26 protein-coding genes and 1 other annotated feature are annotated in these 24,986 nt (G+C 55.2%); all 26 genes read right to left on the bottom strand.

Annotated elements, in window-relative coordinates; all coding sequences use genetic code 11:
* Window positions 1-120: 120 nt before the first annotated feature.
* The gene (locus GHH_RS05325) at window positions 121-1,419 is read right to left on the bottom strand and encodes a solute carrier family 23 protein (protein WP_011230648.1); all 1,299 of its coding nucleotides are present in this window, start codon (window positions 1,417-1,419) and stop codon (window positions 121-123) included.
* Window positions 1,420-1,577: 158 nt separating this feature from the next.
* A complete protein-coding gene (gene pyrR, locus GHH_RS05320; protein ID WP_015374373.1) occupies window positions 1,578-2,117 on the bottom strand; it encodes a bifunctional pyr operon transcriptional regulator/uracil phosphoribosyltransferase PyrR in 540 nt (179 codons plus the stop codon).
* Between the two features lie 253 nt (window positions 2,118-2,370).
* Window positions 2,371-3,285: an RluA family pseudouridine synthase gene (locus tag GHH_RS05315; protein ID WP_015374371.1), complete on the bottom strand. Its 915-nt coding sequence runs from the start codon at window positions 3,283-3,285 to the stop codon at window positions 2,371-2,373.
* Entirely contained in the window at window positions 3,286-3,777 is a 492-nt protein-coding gene (gene lspA, locus GHH_RS05310) for a signal peptidase II (protein ID WP_020755729.1), read from the bottom strand.
* Between the two features lie 85 nt (window positions 3,778-3,862).
* Window positions 3,863-6,637 carry an isoleucine--tRNA ligase gene (gene ileS / locus GHH_RS05305; protein WP_015374369.1) on the bottom strand — a complete coding sequence of 925 codons (2,775 nt, stop codon included), beginning with the start codon at window positions 6,635-6,637 and terminating at the stop codon, window positions 3,863-3,865.
* Window positions 6,638-6,690: 53 nt separating this feature from the next.
* Window positions 6,691-6,911: a binding site (T-box leader), on the bottom strand.
* 97 nt (window positions 6,912-7,008) lie between these two features.
* Window positions 7,009-7,521 (bottom strand): DivIVA domain-containing protein, encoded by a 513-nt coding sequence (locus tag GHH_RS05300; protein WP_015374368.1) that lies wholly within the window; start codon window positions 7,519-7,521, stop codon window positions 7,009-7,011.
* 78 nt (window positions 7,522-7,599) lie between these two features.
* Window positions 7,600-8,373: an RNA-binding protein gene (locus GHH_RS05295; protein ID WP_015374367.1), complete on the bottom strand. Its 774-nt coding sequence runs from the start codon at window positions 8,371-8,373 to the stop codon at window positions 7,600-7,602.
* 122 nt (window positions 8,374-8,495) lie between these two features.
* The gene (locus tag GHH_RS05290; RefSeq protein ID WP_011230633.1) at window positions 8,496-8,768 is read right to left on the bottom strand and encodes a YggT family protein; all 273 of its coding nucleotides are present in this window, start codon (window positions 8,766-8,768) and stop codon (window positions 8,496-8,498) included.
* A gap of 3 nt (window positions 8,769-8,771) precedes the next feature.
* Window positions 8,772-9,200 carry a cell division protein SepF gene (locus GHH_RS05285; RefSeq protein ID WP_011230632.1) on the bottom strand — a complete coding sequence of 143 codons (429 nt, stop codon included), beginning with the start codon at window positions 9,198-9,200 and terminating at the stop codon, window positions 8,772-8,774.
* 13 nt (window positions 9,201-9,213) lie between these two features.
* The gene (locus tag GHH_RS05280) at window positions 9,214-9,888 is read right to left on the bottom strand and encodes a YggS family pyridoxal phosphate-dependent enzyme (RefSeq protein ID WP_015374366.1); all 675 of its coding nucleotides are present in this window, start codon (window positions 9,886-9,888) and stop codon (window positions 9,214-9,216) included.
* Window positions 9,885-10,709, bottom strand: a complete 825-nt coding sequence (gene pgeF, locus GHH_RS05275) for a peptidoglycan editing factor PgeF (RefSeq protein ID WP_011230630.1) — start codon at window positions 10,707-10,709, stop codon at window positions 9,885-9,887. The genes GHH_RS05280 and pgeF overlap by 4 nt, the downstream gene beginning before the upstream one ends.
* Window positions 10,710-10,845: 136 nt before the next feature.
* Window positions 10,846-11,088, bottom strand: coding sequence for a YlmC/YmxH family sporulation protein (locus tag GHH_RS05270; RefSeq protein ID WP_013145837.1), 243 nt, complete (start codon window positions 11,086-11,088; stop codon window positions 10,846-10,848).
* A 97-nt stretch (window positions 11,089-11,185) separates the two neighbouring features.
* Complete coding sequence (sigG, locus tag GHH_RS05265; protein ID WP_011230628.1) at window positions 11,186-11,965, bottom strand: RNA polymerase sporulation sigma factor SigG; 780 nt, start codon at window positions 11,963-11,965, stop codon at window positions 11,186-11,188.
* 119 nt (window positions 11,966-12,084) lie between these two features.
* Window positions 12,085-12,804 carry an RNA polymerase sporulation sigma factor SigE gene (gene sigE, locus GHH_RS05260; RefSeq protein WP_013145838.1) on the bottom strand — a complete coding sequence of 240 codons (720 nt, stop codon included), beginning with the start codon at window positions 12,802-12,804 and terminating at the stop codon, window positions 12,085-12,087.
* Between the two features lie 52 nt (window positions 12,805-12,856).
* The gene (gene spoIIGA, locus GHH_RS05255; RefSeq protein WP_015374364.1) at window positions 12,857-13,771 is read right to left on the bottom strand and encodes a sigma-E processing peptidase SpoIIGA; all 915 of its coding nucleotides are present in this window, start codon (window positions 13,769-13,771) and stop codon (window positions 12,857-12,859) included.
* A 378-nt stretch (window positions 13,772-14,149) separates the two neighbouring features.
* Window positions 14,150-15,283 (bottom strand): cell division protein FtsZ, encoded by a 1,134-nt coding sequence (gene ftsZ, locus GHH_RS05250; RefSeq protein WP_015374363.1) that lies wholly within the window; start codon window positions 15,281-15,283, stop codon window positions 14,150-14,152.
* 27 nt (window positions 15,284-15,310) lie between these two features.
* Entirely contained in the window at window positions 15,311-16,579 is a 1,269-nt protein-coding gene (gene ftsA, locus GHH_RS05245; RefSeq protein WP_041470656.1) for a cell division protein FtsA, read from the bottom strand.
* A 195-nt stretch (window positions 16,580-16,774) separates the two neighbouring features.
* Complete coding sequence (locus tag GHH_RS05240; RefSeq protein WP_015374361.1) at window positions 16,775-17,137, bottom strand: small basic family protein; 363 nt, start codon at window positions 17,135-17,137, stop codon at window positions 16,775-16,777.
* Between the two features lies 1 nt (window position 17,138).
* On the bottom strand, window positions 17,139-17,855 hold the full coding sequence (locus GHH_RS05235) for a DUF881 domain-containing protein (RefSeq protein WP_015374360.1): 717 nt from the start codon (window positions 17,853-17,855) through the stop codon (window positions 17,139-17,141).
* Window positions 17,856-17,883: 28 nt separating this feature from the next.
* Window positions 17,884-18,588 carry a DUF881 domain-containing protein gene (locus GHH_RS05230; protein WP_015374359.1) on the bottom strand — a complete coding sequence of 235 codons (705 nt, stop codon included), beginning with the start codon at window positions 18,586-18,588 and terminating at the stop codon, window positions 17,884-17,886.
* Window positions 18,569-19,354 carry a cell division protein DivIB gene (gene divIB, locus GHH_RS05225; protein WP_011230620.1) on the bottom strand — a complete coding sequence of 262 codons (786 nt, stop codon included), beginning with the start codon at window positions 19,352-19,354 and terminating at the stop codon, window positions 18,569-18,571. The genes GHH_RS05230 and divIB overlap by 20 nt, the downstream gene beginning before the upstream one ends.
* 212 nt (window positions 19,355-19,566) lie before the next feature.
* Window positions 19,567-20,667, bottom strand: a complete 1,101-nt coding sequence (spoVE, locus tag GHH_RS05220) for a stage V sporulation protein E (RefSeq protein WP_011230619.1) — start codon at window positions 20,665-20,667, stop codon at window positions 19,567-19,569.
* Window positions 20,668-20,720: 53 nt separating this feature from the next.
* Window positions 20,721-22,076 carry a UDP-N-acetylmuramoyl-L-alanine--D-glutamate ligase gene (gene murD, locus GHH_RS05215; RefSeq protein ID WP_013145847.1) on the bottom strand — a complete coding sequence of 452 codons (1,356 nt, stop codon included), beginning with the start codon at window positions 22,074-22,076 and terminating at the stop codon, window positions 20,721-20,723.
* Window positions 22,077-23,051, bottom strand: a complete 975-nt coding sequence (mraY, locus tag GHH_RS05210) for a phospho-N-acetylmuramoyl-pentapeptide-transferase (RefSeq protein WP_015374357.1) — start codon at window positions 23,049-23,051, stop codon at window positions 22,077-22,079.
* Complete coding sequence (locus GHH_RS05205; RefSeq protein ID WP_011230616.1) at window positions 23,030-23,491, bottom strand: hypothetical protein; 462 nt, start codon at window positions 23,489-23,491, stop codon at window positions 23,030-23,032. Before GHH_RS05205 ends, mraY begins: the two co-directional genes overlap by 22 nt.
* Window positions 23,488-24,957 (bottom strand): UDP-N-acetylmuramoyl-L-alanyl-D-glutamate--2,6-diaminopimelate ligase, encoded by a 1,470-nt coding sequence (locus tag GHH_RS05200; protein ID WP_015374356.1) that lies wholly within the window; start codon window positions 24,955-24,957, stop codon window positions 23,488-23,490. Before GHH_RS05200 ends, GHH_RS05205 begins: the two co-directional genes overlap by 4 nt.
* Window positions 24,958-24,986: the final 29 nt, after the last annotated feature.

Genomic DNA, 24,986 nt, shown 5'->3' with positions numbered 1-24,986 from the left:
AGGCAAGGTGTGACGATCGGCGCATGGCAGAGCCGAAGAAGGTGCACTCCGGCCCTGGATGCGCCTGTTTTCACACCTTTTTAAGCCTCGCGGGACTTAATTAAAAGGTGCTTTCTCCTATTAGGCGACATGGTCGCTCTGGTTTTCTTCAAATAGGTTTTCCGCGGCTTGCGGACGCCCCGGCAAAATCAAGTTGAGGAGGACGCCGACAATGGCCGAGAGCGCCATCCCGGTAATTTGGAAGCTGTCGCTGATTTTCAGCACCGCTCCGCCGATGCCGATGACCAAGATGACCGAGGCGATGACTAAATTGCGCGTCTGGCCGAAATCGACGCGGCTGTCGATCAACATGCGCAGTCCGGACGAGGCGATGATGCCAAACAGCAAGATCGACACACCGCCCATGACCGGCGTCGGAATCGAGCTGATCAGCGCCGTGATTTTGCCGACGAAGCCGAAAGCGATCGCGATGACCGCCGCGCCGGCCAGCACGTAGACACTGTAGACGCGGGTGATCGCGAGCACGCCGATGTTTTCCCCGTACGTCGTTTTCGGCGGACCGCCAAGCAAGGCGGAGATCATCGTCGCCGTTCCGTCCCCTAAAATCGAGCGGTGCAGCCCCGGTTTTTGAATGAGGTCGCGGCCGACGACTTTGCTTAACACAAGCTGGTGGCCGATATGCTCGGACAAGGTGACGATCGCCACCGGCACCATGAGCATCACGATCTCCCATGTGACGCGCACCGGATAATCGGCAAACGGGATCAAGAAATCCGGCCATTCGAACCATTTCGCCGCCGCCACTTTCGACAAATCGACGAGCCCGACCGCCAACGCGTAGAGATAGCCGACGACAATGCCGACAAGCACCGGAATCAAGCTCAACATGCCGCGCGCGAGCACGGAGCAGACGATCGTGGCCGCGAGCGTCACGAGCGCCACCGAGAAATGGAGCAAGCTGTATTTGCCGTCCGGGCCGTTCATCGCCATCCCGACCGCCGTCCCGGCCAAGCCGAGGCCGATGACGATGATGACCGGGCCGACCACAACCGGCGGCAACAGTTTCATCACCCAGCGGTAGCCGGCTTTTTTAATGATGAGGGCGACAACCCCGTACACCAATCCGGCGAGGAAGCTGCCGATCATGGCCGCTCCCGGGCCGCCAGCCGTTTTCGCCGCGATGATCGGCGCAATGTAGGCGAACGACGAGCCAAGATACGCCGGCACTTGCCATTTCGTAATGAGCAAAAACGCCAATGTTCCGAGCCCGCTTGTCAGCAAGGCGATCGACGGATCTAAGCCGACTAAGTACGGCACTAAAATCGTCGCCCCGAACATGGCGAATAAATGCTGAAGGCTTAAGGTGATCCATTGCCCAACAGTCGGGCGGTCTTGAATGTCCAACACCGGTTTGTTCATCTTTCGTCACTCCTTTGATCAAATGAGCGAGGCTTGCTTTCTAGTGTGCACAAAAAAATCCCTCTTTGCCCGCGAAGACGCAAAGAGGGTGCAGAAACAGCCGAAACGATTCCGCCCCTTTTGCAGCCTCACGGGACTGCGCTTAAAAGGGTGCTTCGCTATTTTTCATGAATGGAGACTTGATCGATGCCGTCCACTTCGGAAAGCTCGACGACAATCAGCTCCGAACGGGAGGTCGGCACGTTTTTGCCGACGAAATCAGCGCGGATCGGGAGTTCCCGATGGCCGCGGTCGACAAGCACGGCGAGCTGGATGCGCGACGGGCGGCCCAAATCCATGACCGCATCCATCGCCGCCCGCACCGTCCGGCCGGTAAACAGCACATCATCGACTAAAATGACATTCCGCTCGCTCACCGGAAACGGCACGTTCGTTCCTTTCACAAGCGGTTCATGGTCGTCCGTCTTCACCGTCAAATCGTCGCGGTACAACGTAATGTCCAACTCGCCGACGGGAACGGACGCCCCTTCGATGTGCTCGATCCGCTCCGCCAAGCGGCGCGCCAAGTAAATGCCGCGCGTTTTAATTCCGACAAGCACGCAGCCGTCAATGCCTTTGTTCCTCTCGATGATTTCGTGGGCGATGCGCGTCAAGGCGCGGCGAATCGCCTGTTCATCCATCACGACCGCCTTTTGCATTCCGTCCACCTCCTAAAAGCGCATGCACGCCGCGGCCAGCGTGTTTCCGCAGGCGGCGCGCCAACCAGGCCGTTCCCGCCTGTTTTCATAAAAAAATCCCCCGCCTGTGAAGCGGGGGATGGCGCGCTTATCGCCAAACAAGATGGGCATACATCGCCCTTCTTTGTCATTCCGACCCCTTTTCAGCCTCACAGGACTGAACTTAAAGGTTCCTGTTCACCTGTTTTCATTGTAAAGGGGGCGTGTTCGTTTGTCAATCGTTTTTTCGCAGCCAGTCAAGCAGCTCGGCAAACTCCGGCGGCAACGGCGCTTCGAATTCCAAATACTCGCCGCTTCTTGGATGACGGAAGCCGAGCACCCCGGCGTGCAGCGCCTGGCCGTCGATGGCGAGCGTTTTTTTCGGCCCGTATTGCGGGTCGCCAGCGAGCGGGTAGCCGATGTATTTCATATGGACGCGAATTTGGTGCGTCCGCCCCGTTTCCAGCTGGCACTCCACATACGTATAATGGCGAAACCGCTCGAGCACGCGGAAATGGGTGACCGCTTCCTTCCCGTTTTCTTCGGTGACCGCCATTTTCTTTCGATCGCGCTTGTCGCGGCCGATCGGGGCATCGATCGTGCCATAATCGTGCGGAATGACGCCGTGGACGATCGCCTTGTAGCGGCGCGTCACCGTTTTGTTCACTAGCTGCTCGACGAGCGAGCGGTGGGCGGCGTCGTTTTTCGCCACCATCAACAGTCCTGATGTGTCTTTGTCAATGCGATGGACGATGCCGGGGCGAAGCACGCCGTTGATCCCGGACAAGTCGCGGCAATGGGCGAGAAGCGCATTCACAAGCGTGCCGCGCATATGCCCGGGCGCCGGGTGGACGACCATGCCGCGCGGTTTGTTGACGACAAGGACATCCTCATCCTCATAATAAATGTCAAGCGGAATCGGCTCCGGCTCGACCTCGAGCGGCTCCGGCTCCGGCGGTGAAACGGCGACCGCGTCGCCTGCCTCGCATTTGTAGTTCGCCTTGACCGTCTTGCCATTGACGGTCACAAGCCCGCTTTTGATCCATTGCTGCACTTGCGAACGCGACCATTCCTCATTGAGCGCCGCGATCACTTTATCAATTCGTTCGCCGTCATATTCGTCTTCGATGTGAAACGTGATCGTGTCCATCTACTCATTCCCTTTCTCTGGTGTCGCGAAAAAAAACATATGGACAAACAGCAAGATGACGCCGACCGTCAACGCCGAATCGGCGACATTGAACACCGGAAAACTGTACGTGCCAATATACGTATGGATAAAGTCAACCACTTCTTTCCGGAACACACGGTCGATAAAGTTGCCGACCGCCCCGCCGAGCATCAGCCCAAGCCCTACGCCCGCCAAACGCTCGGAAGGGTTCAAACGGCGGATATAGATGATGATACCTGCCACAACAACGACTGTAATCAAATAAAAGAGCCAAAACTGCCCTTCGAGCATCCCCCACGCCGCGCCGCGGTTGCGGTGCGACGTAATGTAAAGCACATTGTCAATGATCGGGATGCTTTCCCCAAGCCGCATATAGCGGACGACAAGCCATTTCGTCCATTGGTCGAGGATGACGACCGCCGCTGCAATCCAATAGTATGCCACCGTGCCAAGTCCCCCTGTCCTTCTCATTCATCCTTTTTGCATTGTAGCATAATTCGCCATGGCAAACAAATGAAGCGGCAAGGCCGCCCCAAGGCAGCCTTGCCGCTTTTTGTTACGCGGAATAATGTTCGTTCACAATGTGCGCGCAGCGCGGACAAAGCGTTGGATGCGACGGATCGGCGCCGACTTCTTTCGTCACCGTCCAGCACCGCTCGCACGTCTCGCCTTCCGCCGGGCGGACGAGGACGGCTACGTGTTCGAGCCGCTCGGCTTCGGCCGGTGCGGCGTCATACGGCTCATCGGCAACGGAAAACGCGGAAACGATGAGAAGCTGGCGCAAGTCGGCATCAAGCGACGCCAACAGCTTCCGCGCCTCGTCTTTCGGGTAGACCGTGACGCTCGCGGTCAGCGATTTGCCGATCACTTTTTCGTTGCGCGCGTTCTCGAGCGCTTTTAACATGTCATCGCGCACGTCCATAAACGCATCCCATTTCGAAAGCAGCGCTTCTTCGCCGTCGATCGCGATCGGCTCTGGCATATCGGTGAGCTGGATGCTTTCGACGTTTTCTCTTCGATTCGGGATATGCTCCCACACTTCATCGGCGGTATGCGGCAAAATCGGCGCGATGAGCTTCGCCAACGCGACGACCGTTTCATACAGCACCGTCTGCACGGCGCGGCGGGCGCGCGAGTCGGCCGCTTCGATGTACAAAATGTCTTTCGCCATATCCAAGTAAAACGCGCTCAGCTCGACGGTGCAGAAATGGTTCATCTCATGGTAAACCGCGGCGAAATCGTAGCGGTCATAGGCCTTTTTCACTTTGGCGATCAGCTTGTTCAACTTCGCCAGCATATAGCGGTCGACTTCGCCAAGCTCCCCAATCGGCACGGCGTTTTGGTTCGGATCGAAATCGAACAAGTTGCCGAGCATAAACCGGAACGTGTTGCGGATTTTCCGGTACACTTCCGACACTTGTTTTAAAATATGGTCGGAGATGCGCACGTCCGCTTGGTAGTCAACCGAAGCGACCCAAAGGCGCAAAATGTCGGCGCCAAACTGTTCCATCACTTTCGCCGGCACGACGACGTTGCCGAGCGACTTGCTCATTTTCCGCCCTTCGCCGTCCAAGACAAAGCCGTGGCTCAACACGCCTTTATACGGCGCTTTGCCGGTGACGGCAACGGCGGTGGACAGCGATGAGTTGAACCAGCCGCGGTATTGGTCGGAGCCTTCCAAGTACAAATCAGCCGGACGCACGAGATCGTCGCGTTCGACCAACACGGCTTGGTGCGACGAACCGGAGTCAAACCAGACATCCATAATGTCCGTTTCTTTCGTAAAGATGCCGTTCGGGCTCGACGGATGGGTGAATCCTTCCGGCAGCAAGTCTTTCGCCTCGCGTTCAAACCAGACGTTCGACCCGTATTGGCGGAACAGGTTCGACACATGCTCAATCGTCTCATCGGTGATGATCGGTTCACCGTTTTCGCCGTAAAAGACCGGAATCGGCACCCCCCAGGCGCGTTGGCGGGAAATGCACCAGTCGCCGCGGTCGCGCACCATGTTGTGGATGCGGATTTCCCCCCACTCCGGAATCCATTTCGTTTCCTTAATCGCTTGAAGCAGCTCGTTGCGGATTTTATCGATCGATGCAAACCATTGCGTTGTCGCCCGGAAAATCGTCGGCTGCTTTGTCCGCCAGTCGTGCGGATACGAGTGGGTGATAAACCCAAGCTTCAACAAAGCGCCGACTTCCTCAAGCTTCTGTGTAATCGCCTTGTTGGCGTCTTCGTAAAACATCCCGGCAAATCCCGGCGCTTCCTCGGTCATGTAGCCGCGTTCATCAACCGGACAAAGGACCGGAAGCCCATATTTTTGCCCAACGAGAAAGTCGTCTTCCCCGTGGCCCGGCGCCGTATGGACGCAGCCCGTGCCGGCGTCGGTCGTGACGTGTTCGCCGCACACAACAAGCGAGTCGCGCTCATAAAACGGATGTCTCGCCACGACGTATTCAAGCTCTTTTCCTTTGACCGTTTTGACGACCGACCATGCGTCCCAACCGATTTCTTTCGCCACCGATTCCGCCAAGGCGGCGGCGACGACATACCGTTTTCCGCTGACATCGACAACATGGTAATCCAAATCCGGATGAACCGCGATCGCCAAGTTCGCCGGAATCGTCCACGGCGTCGTCGTCCAAATGACGATTCGCTCATCGCCCTCAAGCACGCCTTTGCCGTTTTTCACCGGGAAGGCGACATAAATCGACGGCGAACGCTTGTCTTTATATTCGATTTCCGCTTCGGCGAGCGCCGATTCGCTTGACGGGGACCAATAGACCGGCTTCAACCCTTTGTAGATGAGCCCTTTTTTCGCCATTTCGCCAAACACTTTAATTTGCTGGGCTTCGTACTCCGGTTTGAGCGTAATGTATGGGTTGTCCCAGTCGCCGCGCACGCCGAGCCGCTTGAATTGCCGGCGCTGGTTGTCGATTTGTTCATACGCATATTGCTCGCACCGCTTGCGGAACTCGGCGACGCTCATCGATTTGCGGTCAACTCCTTGCTTGGCAAGGGCCGTTTCGATCGGCAAGCCGTGCGTATCCCAGCCCGGCACGTATGGGGCGCAATAGCCGCTCATCGATTTGTAGCGGACGATGATGTCTTTTAAAATTTTGTTCAGCGCATGGCCCATATGAATATCCCCGTTGGCATACGGCGGGCCGTCATGCAGCACGAACAACGGACGCCCTTTCGTCCGCTCTTGCACTTTCCGGTAAATGTCCATTTCCTCCCATTTTTTTTGCATTTCCGGCTCCCGCTTCGGCAAGTTGCCGCGCATCGGGAAGTCGGTCTTCGGCATGAGCAGCGTTTCTTTGTAATCCATCCTTGCTCCTCCTTCGAACGATAGATTCCAAATAAAAAACCGTTCTCCCCCCGGCAAGGGACGAGAACGGTCTCGCGGTACCACCCTTCTTGGCCATGCAAACGACGCACAGCCCACTTTTCATTCGTAACGGGAATGACGCGCCATGGCCTACTTGATGTTCGGCATGGAACTCCAGGGTGATGTTCACTCTTGCGCCGATGCCAGGCTTCCACCATCCCCGGCTCGCTGCGACCGGTCGTACAAGAGCTACTGTCCCTTTCATCGTCGATGGCTATTTCGCTATTCATCCTGAAAAAAGCCAACCGCCTCCCACGGCGGCTGATGCGGCGATTTTTGCCAATTATTATAACCGAAACGTCTTCGGTTCGTCAAGGCTGTGACAGCAGTTCTCTCGCCCCTTCTTCCAAATCCGGCGCCTCATACTCCATCAACTCGTCCCAATCGCGGCTGTTGATCATATCAAGCTGGGCCTCGACAAGCATGCGGAAACGGGCGCGGAACACTTTCGACTGCCGCTTCAGCTCCTCGATCTCGAGGGCGATTTTCCGCGATTTCGCCAATGCATCGCTGATGATGCGCTCGGCGTTTTTTTCCGCCTCTTTAATGATCAGCTTCGCCTCTTTTTGCGCATTCCGCTTCACTTCTTCCGCTGCTTCTTGAGCAACAAGAATCGACTTGTTGAGCGTCTCCTCAATGTTCGCAAAGTAGTTCAGCTTTTCCGTCAGTTCGGCCACTTTCTCTTCCAGCTGCTTTTTTTCACGGATGAGCATTTCATAGTCTTTAATGACTTGATCGAGGAACTCGTTCACTTCGTCTTCATCGTACCCGCGAAACCCGCGGCTGAATTCCTTGTTGTGAATATCCAATGGCGTCAACGGCACAACGGCCACCTCCGTCTCCATCATTCCTTTTCTTCACTTTCATTCGACACGGTTTGCCGATTTCCTGCCGTCATTTGCTTATTTTTGTCGGCCGATCTGAACGAGCCAGCGCTCTTTTTTCGTCGGCCCTTCCACCGAAAACAGCTTGCAGCGGCCAAAACCGCGCGCCGACAGGACATCGCCCGGTCCGCAGAGGAAATCCGGCTTGTCCACCACCTTCCAGTTCACTTTGACGAGCCCGCTTTCAACAAGCGCACGCGCTTTCTCGCGCGCAAGGCGAAACGCCTGAGCGAGCACAGCATCGAGCCTTAGAGAAGACACCGTGACCGTTCCTTCCTCCCACGTTTCGGCAAGCGGCATGGCAGCCGACAGCGGCAGCGGCTCCAACGCCACCCGGGCTTTGCCGATCATTTCGATATGCAAGCGGACGTAGTCGGCGACCTCAGCAGCAACAAAAAACTGAATTTCCCCATCCCGAACGAGAATATCGCCAAACTTGCCGCGCCGCAAGCCAAGCGACATCAGCGCCCCCAACACGTCGCGATGTTCAAGGGAAACGAATTTCGCCGGATAGCGGACGGCAAACAGCACAATGCCATAATCCTCTTCCTCAGGGTCGATATACGGCGGAGCGAGAAACGCCCGCTTCCGCTCGACAAACGGGGCGCCTCCGAAAAAAAACACGCGCACGTCTCCATCGCCGCCCGTGATGCTTTGCACGATTTGCTGCTCGCGCGGATCGAGAAAATCGGTCAGCTTCGGAGCGTACTGACGGCTCACCATCTCCTTCCACTCGAGCACTTGATCAATGAACGGATGTTCCTCTTTGCGAAAATGCTGATACAGCTCCACTCGACGTCACCTTGCTTTCATGGAAGAAAGGAACCCACAACGGATTCCTCTCTGCGAGTTTCGCCCTTCCGCCTTTTTGCCTGCCGGACGGAGAGCGGCGGCGCCGTGCGCGCAAAACGAAGTTAAAACTGCGACTGAAGAATGTCGAACAGGGCGTGAAGCCCTCTCGTCGCGAATTCAAGAACGATAAACGCGACGATTGGGGAGACGTCAATGATGCCAAGCGGCGGAATGACGCGCCGAAACGGCTCCAAATACGGCTCGCAAATAGCGGCCAACATCTGTCCGAACCGCGTTTCGCGCGCATTGGGAAACCATGACATTAAAATATAAATGATCAGCGCATACGAGTACACTTGAATCACTGTCGTCAAAAACGTGAGTACATAATCCAACAGCTACCACCTCTTCATCGGTCTGTCATCCTCGCCGTCGAGCGAAATCGAGCCGCTGACGTCGACGTTTTCCGGGGTGCATAAAAAAATTTTTGTGCCGACTTGCTGAATGTCGCCGCCAATGGCGTACACCGTGCCGCTTAAAAAGTCGACGATCCGCTTCGCCTGCTCATGCTGGATGCGCTGCAAGTTGACGATGACCGCGCGCCGGCTTTTCAAATGGTCGGCGATCTCCTGCGCCTCCGCATACACCCTCGGCTCAGCAAGCACGACTTTCGCCGATTTTTGCACGCTTTGCAGGCTGACGACGTTCGCCTTGCCTGCCGTCTTCGGCAGCGCCTCTTCTTCCGGCTGTGGCGCCTCATATTCTTCTTCATAGTCTTCGTAGTCTTCTTCTAAAAAATAATCACGGAATTTTTTCATCAATCCCATCCGGTTTCACCTCCTACAATGATCCAACAAGCGCGCTGCCTATGCGCACAAACGTCGCTCCTTCCTCGATGGCGATCGTGTAATCGTTTGACATGCCCATTGACAGTTCGGTGCATGGGGCATGGGCCATTCCCAACGCCTGAACGCGTTCCTTCAGCATCCGCAATTGGCGAAAGCAAGCGCGCAATACCGCTTCGTCGTCCGTGTGCGGCGCCATCGTCATCAATCCGACGACTTCGATGCGCGAAAAGGCGCGAAGTTGTTCAATAAACGGAATCGTTTCTTCGGGGGCGAGCCCGTGTTTGGTCACTTCCCCCGACACGTTCACTTGCACAAAACATTTTACTGGCCGCACCGCCCGTTTTTCAATTTCTTTCGCGAGCGACAAGCGGTCGAGTGAATGAATGTAATCGACTTTATCAATAATGTCTTTGACTTTGCGCGACTGAAGCGTCCCAATGAAATGCCACGTCGCTTGATTTCCGATCCGTGCATGCTTTTCAATCAATTGGTCGGAGCGGTTTTCGCCGAGGTCGGCAATGCCGGCGTCAAGCACCTCCATCGCCCGCTCGGCATCGACATATTTAGTGACCGCCACGATGCGCACGCCGGCCGGATCGCGGCCGACGCGAGCGCAGGCCGCCTCGATTTCTCGGCGAATGGCCGCCAAGTTGTCGCGCACCGTCATGCCGTCTCCTCCCTTCGGCCGATAAACGCCAACATCCTTCCAGTCGTTCCGCGGTCGCGGCGGTGGGAAAAAAACAACGCTTCCTCACAGCTTGTACAGCGTTCTGACACATAAATATGGCTGTTCGGAACGCCAGCCGCGATCAACTGAAGCCGATTGGCTTCCTTTAAGTCGAGCGCATATTGCCCTGGGCTTGTTTCCCGCCATGGCAACGGGCTTTCCGGAGGAAGCGTCGGGCGCAGACTGTCCACGACACGGTCGTCAACCGTATAACAGCACGGACCGATGGCAGGTCCGATGGCAACATAGATGTCGCTCGGCGCGATGTGTTCGCGCGTTTGCCAAAGCCGCACCATGTGACCAGCGATGCCGCCCGCCGTTCCCCGCCACCCGGCATGAGCAAGGCCGACTAACCCAGCAGATGGCGCCACAAAATAAATGGGCACACAATCGGCAAAACAAAGCGCGAGCAACACCTCCGCTTCGTCTGTATACAACCCGTCGACCCCTGGAACCGCCGTGGCGAAATCTTGCGCTCCGTTCCCCCGTTCGTTTTTCGTCACCTTCCGAATGTCGGCGCCATGCACTTGTTCACAACATACCCATCGCTCAAGCGGGAATGAGAGCCATTGCGCCAAACGCCCGCGGTTGGCGACAACAACCGTGCGATCGTCGCCGACGTGCAGCCCCATATTCAGCGAAGCGAACGGCCCTTTGCTCTCCCCGCCATGTTTCGTCGTCAATCCAGCGACGGCTCCAGCAAACGGAGGCGCACCGCAGCGGAGCCAGCCGCGGGCTTCTTGTTGAAAAATGTCCGGCATTCGCGTCAACCTCACGCTGTTTTTTGTAGTTTTTTATCACTTTTTTTCCTATTTTATCATAGTTTGTTTGTCCATGATAACCTTTATTTGCGATTTTGTCGAAACATTGCTGTCAACCCTAGGCCATCCTCGGGATTCAATCCGTATCATGAAGGCGGACTAAAATCACATCGGCTCCGATTTTGACGATGTTCTGCCATGGAATGACGACCGCCTCTTCGCGGCCGAACAGCCCGAGCATCTTTCCGGCGCCTAAAATAATGAGTGAGCGGATTTTTCCAGTATCTAAATCAATATCAATGTCCCCAATATTGCCAAGCTTCTTCCCATTGGCTACATTGACGACATCTTTCGTCTGAAATTCGGAAATTCTCATCACGGTTTTTCTCCCCGCCTTTCCTCTCTCCCTCTTTTTCATCTATATGAAGCCAAATGTGCAGTTATGTGCCAAAGAAAAAGGCTGCACCTGCAGCCTGTCACACTTGGATGTTTTTATTCATTTGCCGGATCGCCGCTTTTTCGAGCCTCGACACTTGCGCTTGGGAAATGCCGATTTCCTCGGCCACTTCCATTTGCGTCTTTCCTTGGAAAAAGCGTTTGCGGATGATCATTTTTTCCCGCTCATTCAACCGCCGAAGCCCTTCCTTCAAGGCGATTTCTTCGATCCATTGGCTGTCGCGGTTGCGCTCATCGCTCAGCTGGTCCATCACATAAATCGGGTCGCCGCCGTCGTTGTAAATCGGCTCAAACAACGAAACAGGATCTTGAATGGCATCGAGGGCAAAAACCACTTCCTCATGGGCGACGCCGAGTTCTTTGGCAATTTCCTCGGTTGACGGTTCTTTCGCCGTCTCGCTCATGAGCCGCTCTCGCACTTGCAACGCTTTGTAGGCGATGTCGCGCAGCGAGCGCGAAACGCGGATCGGGTTGTTGTCGCGCAAATAGCGGCGGATTTCGCCGATGATCATCGGCACTGCGTAAGTGGAAAACTTCACGTTTTGATTGAGGTCAAAATTATCAATCGATTTCATAAGTCCGATGCAGCCGACTTGAAACAAATCATCGACAAATTCGCCTCGGTTGTTGAAGCGCTGAATGACGCTCAACACGAGGCGCAAGTTGCCGTTTACTAATTTCTCTCTCGCCTCCAAATCCCCCTCATGCATCCGTCGAAACAGTTCACGCATTTCCTCATTTTTGAGGACGGGAAGCTTCGAAGTGTCTACGCCGCAAATCTCGACTTTGTTCCTCGTCAAGTTGTTCCCTCCCATCAGGAGATGCTAAGTCGTCAGTTTTCAGTATCTCCTTGGAAGGGAAAAATATGCACAGCCTGTCCGACGCGGAAAAAGCGGCGGAATTTCGCTCCCGCCGCCCGCTACATCATTTTATTGAATTCTTTGCGCAACCGTTTAATGATCCGCTTCTCGAGCCGCGATATGTACGATTGCGAAATGCCGAGCAAATCAGCGACGTCTTTTTGCGTCTTTTCTTCGCCGCCGGAGAGGCCAAAACGCAATTCCATAATTTGCTTCTCGCGGTCGCTCAGCTGGCGCAAGGCGTTTAAGAGCAAGCGCCGGTCGACATCCGCTTCCAAATCTTTCGTAATCACGTCGTCTTCCGTTCCCAATACGTCGGAAAGCAACAGCTCGTTGCCATCCCAGTCGATATTGAGCGGTTCATCAAACGACACTTCCGCCCGCACTTTGTTGTTGCGGCGCAAATACATTAAAATTTCGTTTTCAATGCAGCGCGACGCGTATGTCGCCAGCTTGATCTTCTTCTCTGGGTTGAACGTGTTGACCGCCTTAATGAGGCCGATCGTTCCAATGCTGATCAAATCTTCAATGTGAATGCCGGTGTTTTCAAACTTGCGCGCAATGTAGACGACAAGACGCAAATTGCGTTCGATCAAAAGCGATCTCGCCGTGTCATCGCCGGCGGCGAGCCTGGCGATCAGCTGCTCCTCTTCTTCTTTTGTCAGCGGCGGCGGGAGGGCTTCGCTGCCTCCGATATAATAAATTTCATCCGCCTTCAAGCCGAGCTTGGCCAAAAACTTATACAGCCAGTACATGAAACGAAGTTTCCACTTTTTCATGAAAATCCCCCTTCTAAACGGATCAAAAGCGAGTATGATATACTAACAAAACCTACGAAGCGGTCAGCTTTCTTCCCGCCTGCACCATTTTCGGATGGACGATGCAGTCGTACTCCCCATCCGTCGATAGCGGATCAGCGCTTAGCGCCACAAGCCCTTGCGCTACTTCCAACCATTCGTTTTCATACCGAAGCATAATGCGGTCTGGCTTGACCGCCGCCATGATTTGTGGACCGCTGCCGACCGCGCGGTACGGAATGAGACGTAGGCGATGGACCCACCGCTCCGGCGGGGAAGCCAGCATCATGGGAGAGCTGAGGCAACCCAATAGCTCTTCAGGAAGCACGGCCTTCGCTTTTTCCTGTTCGACTACCATCACCGGCGTTTTTGTCAACGGATCGACGAGCTGGTTGCCGCTGTCAATCAAGCCGCGCAGCATAAGCGGCCGCCCGTCCCATACGATCTTGACCTCAATGATATGTTCAAACCGCAGTTTTTTTTCGCGAATCGCCTCCACCCTTCGGCGGGAAAAAAGCCATAAAACCGGAAACCCGATGACAACAAACAGCCAGCTGACCGGATCGCCCGCCCCGGGATGATGCATGAGAAGCATTCCTTGGCGGACGGACAGTTGGTGCGCGAAAACATAATGAACCGCCAGCATGCCGCCGCCGACAGCGAACGTAGCAAAGTAAAACGCCAGCATATTTTCAAGCAAATAGCGCGGGCGCTTAAAGCCGAAGGCGGCCCACACGATCAACACGGAAACGGCTGCTTTTATCAACGGGTGCTGGGCGATGGCGGAAAACGGGGTAAACAGCAGCACAACGAGCAGCGAACCGATCAACGCCCCGGCCAACAGGCGCCACCAGACGATCGGCCGCTTGAGCATGAGCGCCGTCAGCCAAAGAAGCAACGCGTCAAAACAGACGTTCAACAGCCAAATGACATCGAGATAGACAACCAACCGTCAAGCCCCTCCCCCCCGCCCACATCGGCTTTATCTGAAACAAGTATATAGCATCTCTTCGGGGAAAGTCTGTCAATCGGTGGCGGTGAAAAAGGGGATGTTTTGTCAAAACAGGGGGAACCACGGCGGATCAAATCGGCCGGCACGAAAGCCTAACCCGCCTTCTCTTTTTCGCCCTTTCGTTGCGAGAGAGCGGGCGGCCAACGCGAGAAGTTTTTGGTCCTAATCGGAAAAGCGAGGCTGTCTCAAAAGATCGTCTTTCTTTAAGAGAGATACAATATATGTTTCACCGAAGTGCTTCGTGCACGTTCGTGCATGCATCTTGTGATGAAGAAAGGGTGTCCCGTTGCTTTTGGGACACCCTCGTTTCGCCATCTAGCGGCGGCGGTTGCGGTTGCGCAAGAAAGCGGGAATGTCAAGCGGATCTTCTGCTTGCCCCGAGCGGAGCGCCGCATAGTCTTGTATCGGCTCTTCGCGCTTTTCCCGCTTTGACGCCGGCGCCGCTTTCGGCACAGTGCCGATGCCAATGCGCGGCGGCCGCGGCTGCGAAGCGACGTTTTCGTTGAATCCGGTCGCAATGACCGTCACGACGATCTCGTCCTTTAAGTCCTCATTAATAACGGAGCCGAAGATCATGTTCACTTCTTGGTCGGCCGCCGAAGCGACGATGTCGGCAGCCTCCTGCACTTCGTACAAACTTAAGTTCATGCCGCCGGTGATGTTCATGAGCACCCCTTGCGCGCCGTCGATCGACGTCTCCAACAGCGGGCTGGAAATGGCTTTTTTTGCTGCCTCAGCCGCTCGGTTTTCGCCGCTGGCGATGCCAATCCCCATCAATGCCGAACCTTTATTCGACATGATCGTCTTCACATCAGCGAAGTCAAGGTTGATCAACCCCGGCACGGCGATCAAATCGGAAATGCCTTGCACCCCTTGGCGCAGCACATTGTCCGCTTCGCGGAACGCCTCAAGCATCGGCGTATTTTTGTCGACAATCTCAAGCAACCGGTCGTTCGGAATGACGATGAGCGTATCGACCGCCTCTTTCATGGCGGCGATGCCGCTTGCGGCCTGCGTCGCCCGCTTCCGCCCCTCAAACGTAAACGGGCGTGTAACAACGCCGACCGTAAGCGCCCCTAACTCGCGCGCAATTTGGGCGATGACAGGCGCCGCCCCAGTTCCCGTGCCGCCGCCCATGCCAGCGGTGACAAACACCATATCGGCGCCGCGAAGCGCTTCTTCAATTTGCTCTTTGCTCTCCTCAGCTGCTTTTTTTCCAACTTCTGGGTTCGCCCCCGCGCCCAAGCCGCGTGTCAGCTTCGCCCCGATTTGCAGCTTGATCGGCGCCTTCGACAAGTTGAGCGCCTGTGCATCCGTATTGACTGCAATAAACTCTACACCTTGCACCCCATGCTCAATCATCCGATTGACGGCGTTGTTGCCGCCGCCCCCGACTCCAATCACCTTGATCGTTGCCAACTGATCGACTGTTGTCTCAAACTCCAACATGGCCAAATCCTCCTAAAATTTCAATCTCTATTCAAAGAAAGAACCGAAAAATTTCTTGACCTTCTTCCCAAAATGGTCTTCTTTCTTTTTCGATTTCGACTGCTGTTTTGGCGAGGAGCGCTCGACCGGCTCCACTGCAGCGGCAGCCGGGACCGTTTTCCCTTGCAGCTGCGCCTGCCGGTAGGCGAACTTGAGCAAGCCAACGCCGATCGTATACTGCGGGTCGCGCACACCGATATAATCCGGCATGGCAATGCGGACGCTCGTCCCTAAAACGACGTGGGCCAGCTCAAGCAACCCTGGCATATTGGCGACGCCGCCGGTCAGCACATAGCCGCCGGGGAGATCGCGAAACCCGAGACGACGCACTTCCTGCTGAACCATTTGCAAAATTTCTTCCAGTCTCGCCTCAATAATATCGGCGATCTCCAGCTGGCTGAACTGCTGGTGTTGATCGGTGCCCATGATCGGCACGCTGAACACTTCTTCCTCCGAAGCGTAGTCGTAAAATGCATGTCCGTGCTTCAGTTTGATTTTTTCGGCATCGTCCGTTGTCGTCCGCAATCCGATGGCCAAGTCTTTCGTAATGTGCTCCCCGCCGACCGGCAGCGAAGAGACAGCTTGCAACGTCCCTTGCTCAAAGACAGCGACCGTTGTCGAGCCGCCTCCCAGGTCAACGAGCGCCGCCCCCAAATGCCGTTCGTCATCGGACAGCACGAGCGAACCGGCCGCCAGCGGCTGAAGACAAATATCGCTGATTTCCAAGCCTGCCCGCTCCACACAGCGAAGAAGATTATGTAATACCGTCTTCGCACCCGTCACCATAGTGCCTTCCATTTCCAAGCGGACGCCGAGCATGCCGCGCGGATCATGAATGCCGTCCAACCCGTCGACGATAAACTGGCGCGGAACGACGCCGATGATTTCCCGATCGGGAGGAATAGAGACGACTTGCGCGGCATCGATGACGCGGGCGACATCTTCATCGCTGATTTCCCGGTTTTCGCTCGCGACGGCGACAATGCCGTGGCAGTCATGGAGCTGAATATGGCTGCCGGCCACCCCGACGATCACACGGCGGATCGATAAACCGACCATCCGCTCCGCTTGCTCGACGGCCCGTCTGATCGACTGCACCGTTTTATCTATATCAACAATCGCCCCTTTTTTGAGCCCTTCCGCTTTGACATTGCCCACCCCGATAATATTGATGGAGCTGCCTAGCATTTCCCCGATGATGACTTTCACGCTCGATGTTCCGACATCCAGGCTAACGACGATCTCATTGCTGCTCATTTTTTGGCATCTGCCTACTAAAAACGCGCCGGTGCCGGCCGGCGTTTCAGTAAGCAGCGACACCTCCTTTTTCGGCTGAAATTTCCCATCTCTTTGTCTATTGGTCTATGTCTAGTTTGCGAGTTTCGCAACAACACGATATTTTGTTTTACCCCATATAATTCAACACGCGAAAACACTTTCCCTGTCTTTTTCCTAACTTTTTTCGCGGTTGTACCACCGCTTGGCCCACTCAGCAAGCCAAAGGCGGCGGATGATGGCAATGTTTTGAAACAAGCGGACGCCGAAGGCGAACACAGCCGCTAAATACAAGTCTACACCAAGATGCACCCCAAGAAAAGTTAAAGTTGCGGCCAGAACAATGTTGAAAAAAAACCCGGTTATAAATACGGTTTCGTCGTACGTCCGCTGCAGGTAGGCGCGCCACCCTCCGATTAATGTATCAAAGGCGGCCAAAATGGCAATCGACAAATAATGGGAATATTCATCGGGAACTTCCCAGCCGGCGAGAACGCCGATGGCAAACCCAAGAAGCAATCCGAGAAGCGGAAGCCACATGCTATTTCTCCTCCTTGCCGCCGTTTTCTGTCTCCATGTATTTCACATCAGGGCGGCTAGCCGCGGGCGGAATGACAACGAGCGGCTGGGGCTTGGATATGGACAGCTCCAAGTTTTCCACGGCGAAATCATCGCGGATCGGCGAAACGGCGAGCCCGCTGTACAGCTTGTCCGCATCATCGGCGATTGCTCTCACTTCGACTGGCAGCCTCACTGAGCGGCTCCCGACTTTCGTTGCGCCATTGACATCGCGAATGGCCGTCCGGTTCGTCAGTCGCTCACCGTCGATGGCGATTTCTTTCGCCCCGTATTTGTTCAACTCATTCACTAACCGTTGCAATAGCTCGGGCGATACGGCGGCAACGGCCGGACCAACGTAGCCGGCCGCCGAAAGCGGCGCGATCGTCAACACGAGACCGCTTCCTCTCACTTCTGTCAGCCCGGCTTCTTCCCTCAGCTTCGCGACTGTCGCTTCAAGCTCTGTCGCGCCGCCCGCCTCGTGTTCCCGCCGGTAGCGGCGCAATGTTTCCTCGTAACTCTCTAGCTCCTCAAGCAGCCGTTGTTCAAGCTTCTGCTCTTTTGTCAAATCGGCGCGCAACTCCCAAATGTCGCGCGTGTCGCGTCCTTCCGGATGCAGCGTCGTCCGAAGCCCAACGGCCAGCATCACACCGAATATGGCAGCTACGCCGGCAAAATAGAATCGATTTTTCCGTTCCAATGCGCTTTATCGCCCCTTTCCGCCCGTTTTACGGCTCGGGCGCAAACACCGGATCCAACACGATCGCTCCTTGCTTTTCCACTTTTACGTCGATATGGTCTTCGACAAGTTCGTCGACGATGCCGCCGGGAAGCTCTAGAGCGGACATGAGCACGTCCGGATTGCCAATGGCCGAAATGACAAACGGAGCGGCATGCTGCGTTCCATCGACCTCAATGACTGGGCCGTTGCAGACGATGTATGAACGGTGGGAAATGCGCTGCCCATTAATCGCGACCGCTTCGGCGCCGGAAATGAGCAACTCGTGAACAACTTTCCATACGTGCTGTTCATGAACGATATAATTGGTAGCGCTCGCTTCAGAGGGGATATAAGAGGAATCGGAAAGGGTGACTGCTACACCTTTCCCTTTCACCCTCGCTTTTCCGACATGCATGCGCAGCTGTTCCGCTTCTTTTGCCAATCCGGCCTCGTTCTCCTGCTCCGCGGCCAGCTTCTTCTCCCATGCAGCCAGCTCCTCCTGCTTTTTGACAAGCTGCTGCTTGAGCGACCGGTTTTCTTTTTGCAAAGCAAGAAGCGCCGAGCGATATTCGTACTCTTTTTTCCACTCGCTGTCGCTCCATTCGCGGCGGGATGCTTCGTTTTTCGCATGTTGGTACGAGAACCCGAGCATGACGCCGAAGATCAAGCAGATCAACGTCAGCAGGAGGCGGCTACGGGCTTGTCGTTTCATCGCCATCCTCCTTTTTCGGGGGGGAGTAAGGAACAAAATAGCTGCCGACTTCCAAATGAATGACTCCTTTGACGTTTCGGTCAAGCGCGGCGGCAATCGCAGGATAATGCGACAGCTTGTCCGCAAATTGCCGGATTGTCGCGCTTACTTCATAACCGTCATTCATGTAGACGATGACGCGGTCTTCATATTCCCTCGTCGGCTTGTAGTGAATTTCCGACATGGCGCCCAGCACGGCCGCGGGCAGTTCGGCGAGCTGCCCCGTCATTTCAGCAATGGCGTCGCCGTCTTTCCAGCCGACAAGCACCGGCGCATCGCTTGGCGCCGTCTTCGTCCCTTCTTGCTTTAACAGCCGCCCGTTTTCAAGCAATGGAAAAAACGTTTGCCGGTCATACACATAAGCGATTCGCCGCCATTCGCGGACGTGGATGGCGATCGTGTTCGGCAGCTGTTTTTCCACTGTGGCCTCCTTAATTTCTGGATGGCGAGTGAGCTTTTTTTCCACGTTTTGTTCATTCACTTTCCAAAAGCTTGTCCGCTTCGTAATGCCGCTTAAGCTGATGATGCGCTCCGCTGTGAGATGACGGTTGCCGCTCACTTCCACATGCCCGACAGCGCCAAGCGGCGACTGGAAGTAAAGGACGCACAAAATAAATAGAAAAAAGAAAGATAAGTACGCAATGAGCCGGCGGTTCGCTTTCTGGCGGCGCCGCTCCTTCAGTTTCGGCACGCGGTCCTCCAAGACGACGACTTTTCCCTTTTCCATCGCATTCCCCGCTTTCTTCTTCAACGCCCGCGCTGAAACGACCGGTATAAAAACAAACGGCATCCGCTGCCGTTTCTTTGTTTTTGCACTTATTTTCATTATATCACAAATGAATGCAAGAGAGAGCCTGTTTTTATCGCATTTGCCGGCACCGTTCGACGATGGGCTGCGTTCGAGAGACGCCAAAAAAACGGCGGACATCCGCCGCTTGCCTAATACCGGGCATGCCTGCTGATATTAAGCAGCACGCCGATGGCCATCAACATCAACGTCAGCGACGATCCGCCGTAGCTTAAAAACGGGAGCGTGATGCCGGTAACGGGCATCAGTCCCGTCACAACGCCGATATTGATCATCACTTGAATCGCGATCATCGAAATAATGCCAAGCGCCAAAAAACTTCCGTACAAGTCAGGGGCGCCAAGGGCAATGCGCACACCGCGCCAAAGAAGAAGAGCAAAGAGCAGGAGAACGAGTGAACCACCGATAAAGCCGAGCTCTTCAGCTAAAATGGCGAAAATAAAGTCGGTTTGCGGCTCCGGCAAGTAAAAAAACTTTTGTCTGCTCTGCCCGAGCCCAAGGCCGAACAAGCCGCCCGGCCCAATGGCGTACAGCGACTGGATGATTTGAAATCCGCTTCCAAGTGGATCTTCCCATGGGTTTAAAAACGATGTAATCCGCTTGATTCGATATGGAGCCGACAGGATGAGGGCGGCAAGCCCAGCGAGCCCCAAAACGCCAAGCCCGGCAAAATGGCTGAGACGGGCGCCGGCGACGAAAATCATCGTCACGCACGTACCAACCATAACGGTGCCCGTTCCTAAGTCCGGCTGCAGCATAATCATGCCGAACGCGGCAAACACAAGCAAAAGCGCCGGCAACAGTCCTTGTTTAAATGACGTAATTTTTTTTTGGTTTTCCGATAAATATTTGGCCAAAAACGCGATCATAGCCAGCTTCATAAACTCGGACGGCTGGATCGAAAACGCCCCGACGCCGATCCAGCTGCGCGACCCGTTGCGAACCATGCCGATGCCGGGAATGAGCACAAGAACGAGCAGCACAAAACAGACGCCAAGCAGCACTTTCGACCAGTCGCGCCACACCCAATAATCGATGTTCATGACAAAAAACATAGCGATAATGCCGACGCCCGCAAACAATAGCTGGCGCTTGGCGAAGAAAAACGAATCGTTGAATTTGTATTCCGCCCAAATGGCGCTCGCGCTGTACACCATAATAAGTCCGATGGCCAAGAGCGAAAACGTCAAAAGAATGAGCAAAAAATCCGGCGCAGACTTTTTCCGCGGCAATGCCCAACACCTCTATTTTTGTAAACTAGAGGGGAAGGGCTGTCCCTTTCCCTCTATTTCAACTTATGCACGGCATTGATAAAAATGTCCCCTCTCTCCTCGAAAGTTTTGTATTGATCCCAGCTGGCGCATGCTGGAGAGAGCAAAATGACGTCGCCCGGTTCGGAAAGCTCGAAAGCAACCGGGACGGCTTTTTCCACATTATCGACATATCGGATCGTTTCTATTCCCGCTTTTTGGGCGATGCGGCCGATTTTATCCGCCGTCTGGCCGAACAGTACGACCGCCTTCACCTGTTGCAAATACGGGAGAAGATCATCAAACTCATTGCCGCGGTCAAGCCCGCCAGCGAGCAAAATGACCGGCTCGCCGGCAAACGCTGAAAGCGCCTTTTGCGTCGCTAAGATGTTCGTCGCTTTCGAGTCGTTGTAAAACCGCCGGCCGTCAATTTCCGCCACATACTGAAGCCGATGTTTCACGCCGGAAAACGTCGCCAGCACCTGGCGGATCGCCTCATCACTGGCGCCGGCCAGCTTGGCGGCCGCCACCGCCGCTAAAATGTTTTCCAAATTGTGCTGTCCAGGAAGAACGATGTCAGCGATTCTGATAACTGGATCACCGTTCCAATAGATGGCGCCATCTTGAACGTACGCCCCTTCGCCAAGAAGCTTCGTCGCCGAAAACAGCACTTTTTGCGATCGAACCGAGGAGGCAATGTTCATCACGAGCGGATCGTCGGCATTGACGACGGCATAATCGCGCTCCGTTTGATTGCGGAAAATGTTCGCCTTTGCCGCTGCATACGCCTCTTTCGTTCCGTGGTAGTCCAAGTGGGCGTCGAAAATATTGAGCAAAACCGCAATGGCTGGGCGAAACTTGTCAATGCCGGCAAGCTGGAACGAAGACAGTTCCGTGACAAGCCATTGCCCCGGCTTCGCTTCCCTCGCCACCTCGCAGGCGACAAGGCCGATGTTGCCGGCAAGCAGCGGATCTTGGCCGTCCGCTTTTAACATTTCGTAAATGAGCGTCGTCGTCGTCGTTTTTCCGTTGGACCCGGTGATGCCGATAAACGGCCCTTCGGAAATGTGATAAGCAAGCTCCACTTCGGTCACAACCGGAAGCCCCTTCTCAAGCGCCTTTTTCACCATCGGGTTCGTGTACGGAATGCCCGGGTTTTTCACGACAAGGTCAAACGGCTCATCAAGCAGTTCAAGCGGATGACCGCCGCAAACGACGCGAATGCCCAGCGGTTCAAGCTGCTTGGCCTCCATGTTTTCCGAAAGCGGCTTTTGATCATTGACGACGACCTTAGCGCCTAACTCCGCAAGAAGCCGAGCTGCCGCCGCTCCGCTTTTCGCCAATCCAATGACAAGCACACGACGATGTTGATAAAAACGAGTCGGTTTCAATTACATCCACACCTCGATATAAATTGCTAGCATCGCAAATAAAAGGCCGACGGCCCAAAACGTCACAACGATCCGCCATTCTGACCAGCCGACAAGCTCATAATGATGATGAAGCGGACTCATGCGGAACACGCGCCGTCCCGTCGTTTTGAACGAAGCCACTTGAATGATGACCGACAGCGTCTCGATGACAAACACACCGCCGATGATGACAAGCAACAGCTCAAGCTTCGTCAGGACAGCGACAGCGGCGATCGCCCCGCCAAGTGCGAGCGAGCCGGTGTCGCCCATAAACACTTTCGCTGGGTGGGCGTTAAACACTAAAAAGCCAAGCACGGCGCCAACAACAGCGACGCAAAATACAGCGACATCGTACTGGCCTTGATTCCAAGCCAAGACGGCATAAGCGCCAAAGGCGATCGCCGCCGTTCCGGCAAGCAGCCCGTCAAGCCCGTCGGTCAAGTTGACAGCGTTCGAACCGCCGACAAGCATGAACAACAAGAGCACGCCGTACGCCCATCCGAGGTCGACCGACCAATCGGCGCCGGGAATATGTAACACCGTCGAAAAGCCGCTTTGGCGGTAGACGGCAAAAAAGATGGCTGCGATAAGGAGCTGGCCGATAAATTTTTGCCGGCTCGTCAAGCCAAGATTTCGCTTCATCACGACTTTGATCATATCGTCGAGGAAGCCGAGCACCCCATAGCCGACGGTGACCAACAACAGCAAATACGTCCTCGTCGACAAGCCGGCGATTTTTGGTGTGATCCATAAGGTCGTTGCCACAATCGCCAACAAAATCATGATGCCGCCCATCGTCGGCGTGCCTGATTTTTTTTGATGCGACTTCGGCCCTTCCTCGCGGATGCTTTGTCCGAATTTCAACCGCCGCAAAAACGGGATGAACAGCGGCGACAAAACGACAGTGATGAGAAAGGAAACCGCCATGGCAATCACGATCGCTTGTTCTGGCATGCATCGTCACATCCTTTAAACGGCCGAGCGTCCAGCCATCGCTTCTCCAATTCCGCCAGTCGGCGGCGCACAGCCTCGCCAGCAAGGGGGCTGTCTTCAGGAAGAGCGAAGAAAAACTGCACACCCTCTGCACGGTCTTGCTCCAAGTATCGCTCGAACAATGCCGCTGCCGCCTCGAGCGGCGACGGAACGAAAAAGATCGGAAATTGATTTGGAATGTAGCGCGGCAACGGCTCTCCCAGACGCCAAAATGAAGCGATCGCTCCGTGTTCAATCGCCGTTTTCAATGTTTCCGCCCCGTTTTCGAGCGGAACGAACAACCCTTTTTTCACTTGTTTGGCTGGGTTGACGAACACGGCGTGAAAGCGGATCGTTTCATCAACAATGCCGCGCGCCTCCACCGCCATCGATTGCACCGTCCTGTATGCGATCATGGTCATCCTCTCTCCTTCACTGCCGCTCGGGCAACAGCGCGATCGTCAAACTCAATCACATCGTTGCCAATGATTTGATACGTTTCATGCCCTTTGCCGGCAATCAACACAACATCGCCTTCCTGCGCCTGGCCAATGGCGTAGCGGATCGCCTCTTCACGGTCAGGAATCGTCACATGCTTTCCGATCTCAGCGCTTACTCCCGCTTCCATGTCGCGCAAAATTTGCTTCGGGTCTTCCGAACGCGGATTGTCGGAGGTAAAAATAGCGACATCCGCATACCGCACCGCCACCTGCGCCATGAGCGGCCGTTTCGACCGGTCGCGGTCGCCGCCGCAGCCGATGACGACATACACGTTTCGCTTCGCCAATTGGCGCACCGTTTTTAAGGCATTTTCTAAACTGTCCGGCGTGTGGGCGTAATCGACGATGATCGTAAAGTTTTGCCCTTCATCAACCGTTTCAAACCGCCCCGGCACCGGCTCGACATCCGCAAGCGCCGCGGCGATCGTTTCAAGCGAAAAGCCAGAGGCAAGGCAGGCAGCGGCAGCGGCGAGAATGTTATAGACATTGAACGAGCCGACAAGTTTCGTTTCGACCGCCGCCGATCCGTGCGGCGTGCAAAGCCGAAACGCCATGCCGCCTGCGGTCATGCGGATCTGTTCCGCCATCACATCGCTTTTTTCCCTCATCCCGTATGTGACGATCGGCGCGGCCGTCATATGTTTATAATACTGCGAAACCGGATCGTCATGATTGAGAACGGCAAATTTCGGCCGCCGTTCGTCGTAGCGGTTGCCGAGCTGGGCAAACAAAAGCCCTTTGGCGTTCCGATATTCTTCCATTGTCCCGTGATAATCCAAATGGTCTTGCGTTAAGTTCGTAAAGACGGCCACATCGTAATCGCAGCCATGCACCCGCCCTTGGTGCAGCGCGTGCGACGACACTTCCATGGCGACAAACTCCACTCCTTCATCGACCATCTGTTTAAACGTGCGCTGCAAAATGAGCGACTCCGGCGTCGTATTGGCCGCCGGATAGGAGCGGTCGCCGACCTTGATGTGAACCGTGCCAATGAGCCCTGTTTTCTTGCCGGCTTTTCTCGCGATTTGTTCGATGATCGACGTTGTCGTCGTCTTGCCGTTTGTGCCTGTCACTCCGATTAAATGAAGGCGGTGGGTCGGCCGCCCGTAAAACGCGTCCGCTAAAATCGCCATCGCCCGCCGGCTGTCCGACACAAGAACGACGGGAACATCAACGGAAAGCGGCCGCTCGGCCACGATCGCCGCCGCTTTGCGCGCCACCGCTTCCTCGGCAAAGTCGTGTCCGTCTACTGTAAACCCTTTAAGGCAAAAAAAGAGAGAACCGGAGGCAACGCGGCGCGAGTCCATTTCGAGCGCCACGATATCGGGATTGCCTCCATGGTGCACCCAAAAACCGGGCAAGTGTGACAGCAGCGTCAGCAGTTTCATATTTCGTTCATCCCTTTCGCTTCGAAATC

This window comes from Geobacillus sp. GHH01 (genome assembly GCF_000336445.1).
GTDB lineage: Bacteria > Bacillota > Bacilli > Bacillales > Anoxybacillaceae > Geobacillus > Geobacillus zalihae.
Note: the sequence above shows the minus strand (reverse complement) of the source record. Positions and strands in the feature narration are given on the sequence as shown.

What these genes read in the sequence shown, in the direction of transcription:
- GHH_RS05325 (WP_011230648.1), bottom strand. Translation starts at nt 1,419, where the DNA reads ATGAACAAACCGGTGTTGGACATTCAAGACCGCCCGACTGTTGGGCAA.
- pyrR (WP_015374373.1), bottom strand. Translation starts at nt 2,117, where the DNA reads ATGCAAAAGGCGGTCGTGATGGATGAACAGGCGATTCGCCGCGCCTTG.
- GHH_RS05315 (WP_015374371.1), bottom strand. Translation starts at nt 3,285, where the DNA reads ATGGACACGATCACGTTTCACATCGAAGACGAATATGACGGCGAACGA.
- lspA (WP_020755729.1), bottom strand. Translation starts at nt 3,777, where the DNA reads ATGAGAAGGACAGGGGGACTTGGCACGGTGGCATACTATTGGATTGCA.
- ileS (WP_015374369.1), bottom strand. Translation starts at nt 6,637, where the DNA reads ATGGATTACAAAGAAACGCTGCTCATGCCGAAGACCGACTTCCCGATG.
- GHH_RS05285 (WP_011230632.1), bottom strand. Translation starts at nt 9,200, where the DNA reads ATGGGATTGATGAAAAAATTCCGTGATTATTTTTTAGAAGAAGACTAC.
- GHH_RS05280 (WP_015374366.1), bottom strand. Translation starts at nt 9,888, where the DNA reads ATGACGGTGCGCGACAACTTGGCGGCCATTCGCCGAGAAATCGAGGCG.
- pgeF (WP_011230630.1), bottom strand. Translation starts at nt 10,709, where the DNA reads ATGCCGGACATTTTTCAACAAGAAGCCCGCGGCTGGCTCCGCTGCGGT.
- sigE (WP_013145838.1), bottom strand. Translation starts at nt 12,804, where the DNA reads ATGAAAAAGTGGAAACTTCGTTTCATGTACTGGCTGTATAAGTTTTTG.
- ftsZ (WP_015374363.1), bottom strand. Translation starts at nt 15,283, where the DNA reads ATGTTGGAGTTTGAGACAACAGTCGATCAGTTGGCAACGATCAAGGTG.
- ftsA (WP_041470656.1), bottom strand. Translation starts at nt 16,579, where the DNA reads ATGAGCAGCAATGAGATCGTCGTTAGCCTGGATGTCGGAACATCGAGC.
- GHH_RS05240 (WP_015374361.1), bottom strand. Translation starts at nt 17,137, where the DNA reads ATGTGGCTTCCGCTTCTCGGATTGCTTCTTGGGTTTGCCATCGGCGTT.
- GHH_RS05230 (WP_015374359.1), bottom strand. Translation starts at nt 18,588, where the DNA reads ATGAAACGACAAGCCCGTAGCCGCCTCCTGCTGACGTTGATCTGCTTG.
- divIB (WP_011230620.1), bottom strand. Translation starts at nt 19,354, where the DNA reads ATGGAAAAGGGAAAAGTCGTCGTCTTGGAGGACCGCGTGCCGAAACTG.
- mraY (WP_015374357.1), bottom strand. Translation starts at nt 23,051, where the DNA reads ATGCCAGAACAAGCGATCGTGATTGCCATGGCGGTTTCCTTTCTCATC.
- GHH_RS05205 (WP_011230616.1), bottom strand. Translation starts at nt 23,491, where the DNA reads ATGACCATGATCGCATACAGGACGGTGCAATCGATGGCGGTGGAGGCG.
- GHH_RS05200 (WP_015374356.1), bottom strand. Translation starts at nt 24,957, where the DNA reads ATGAAACTGCTGACGCTGCTGTCACACTTGCCCGGTTTTTGGGTGCAC.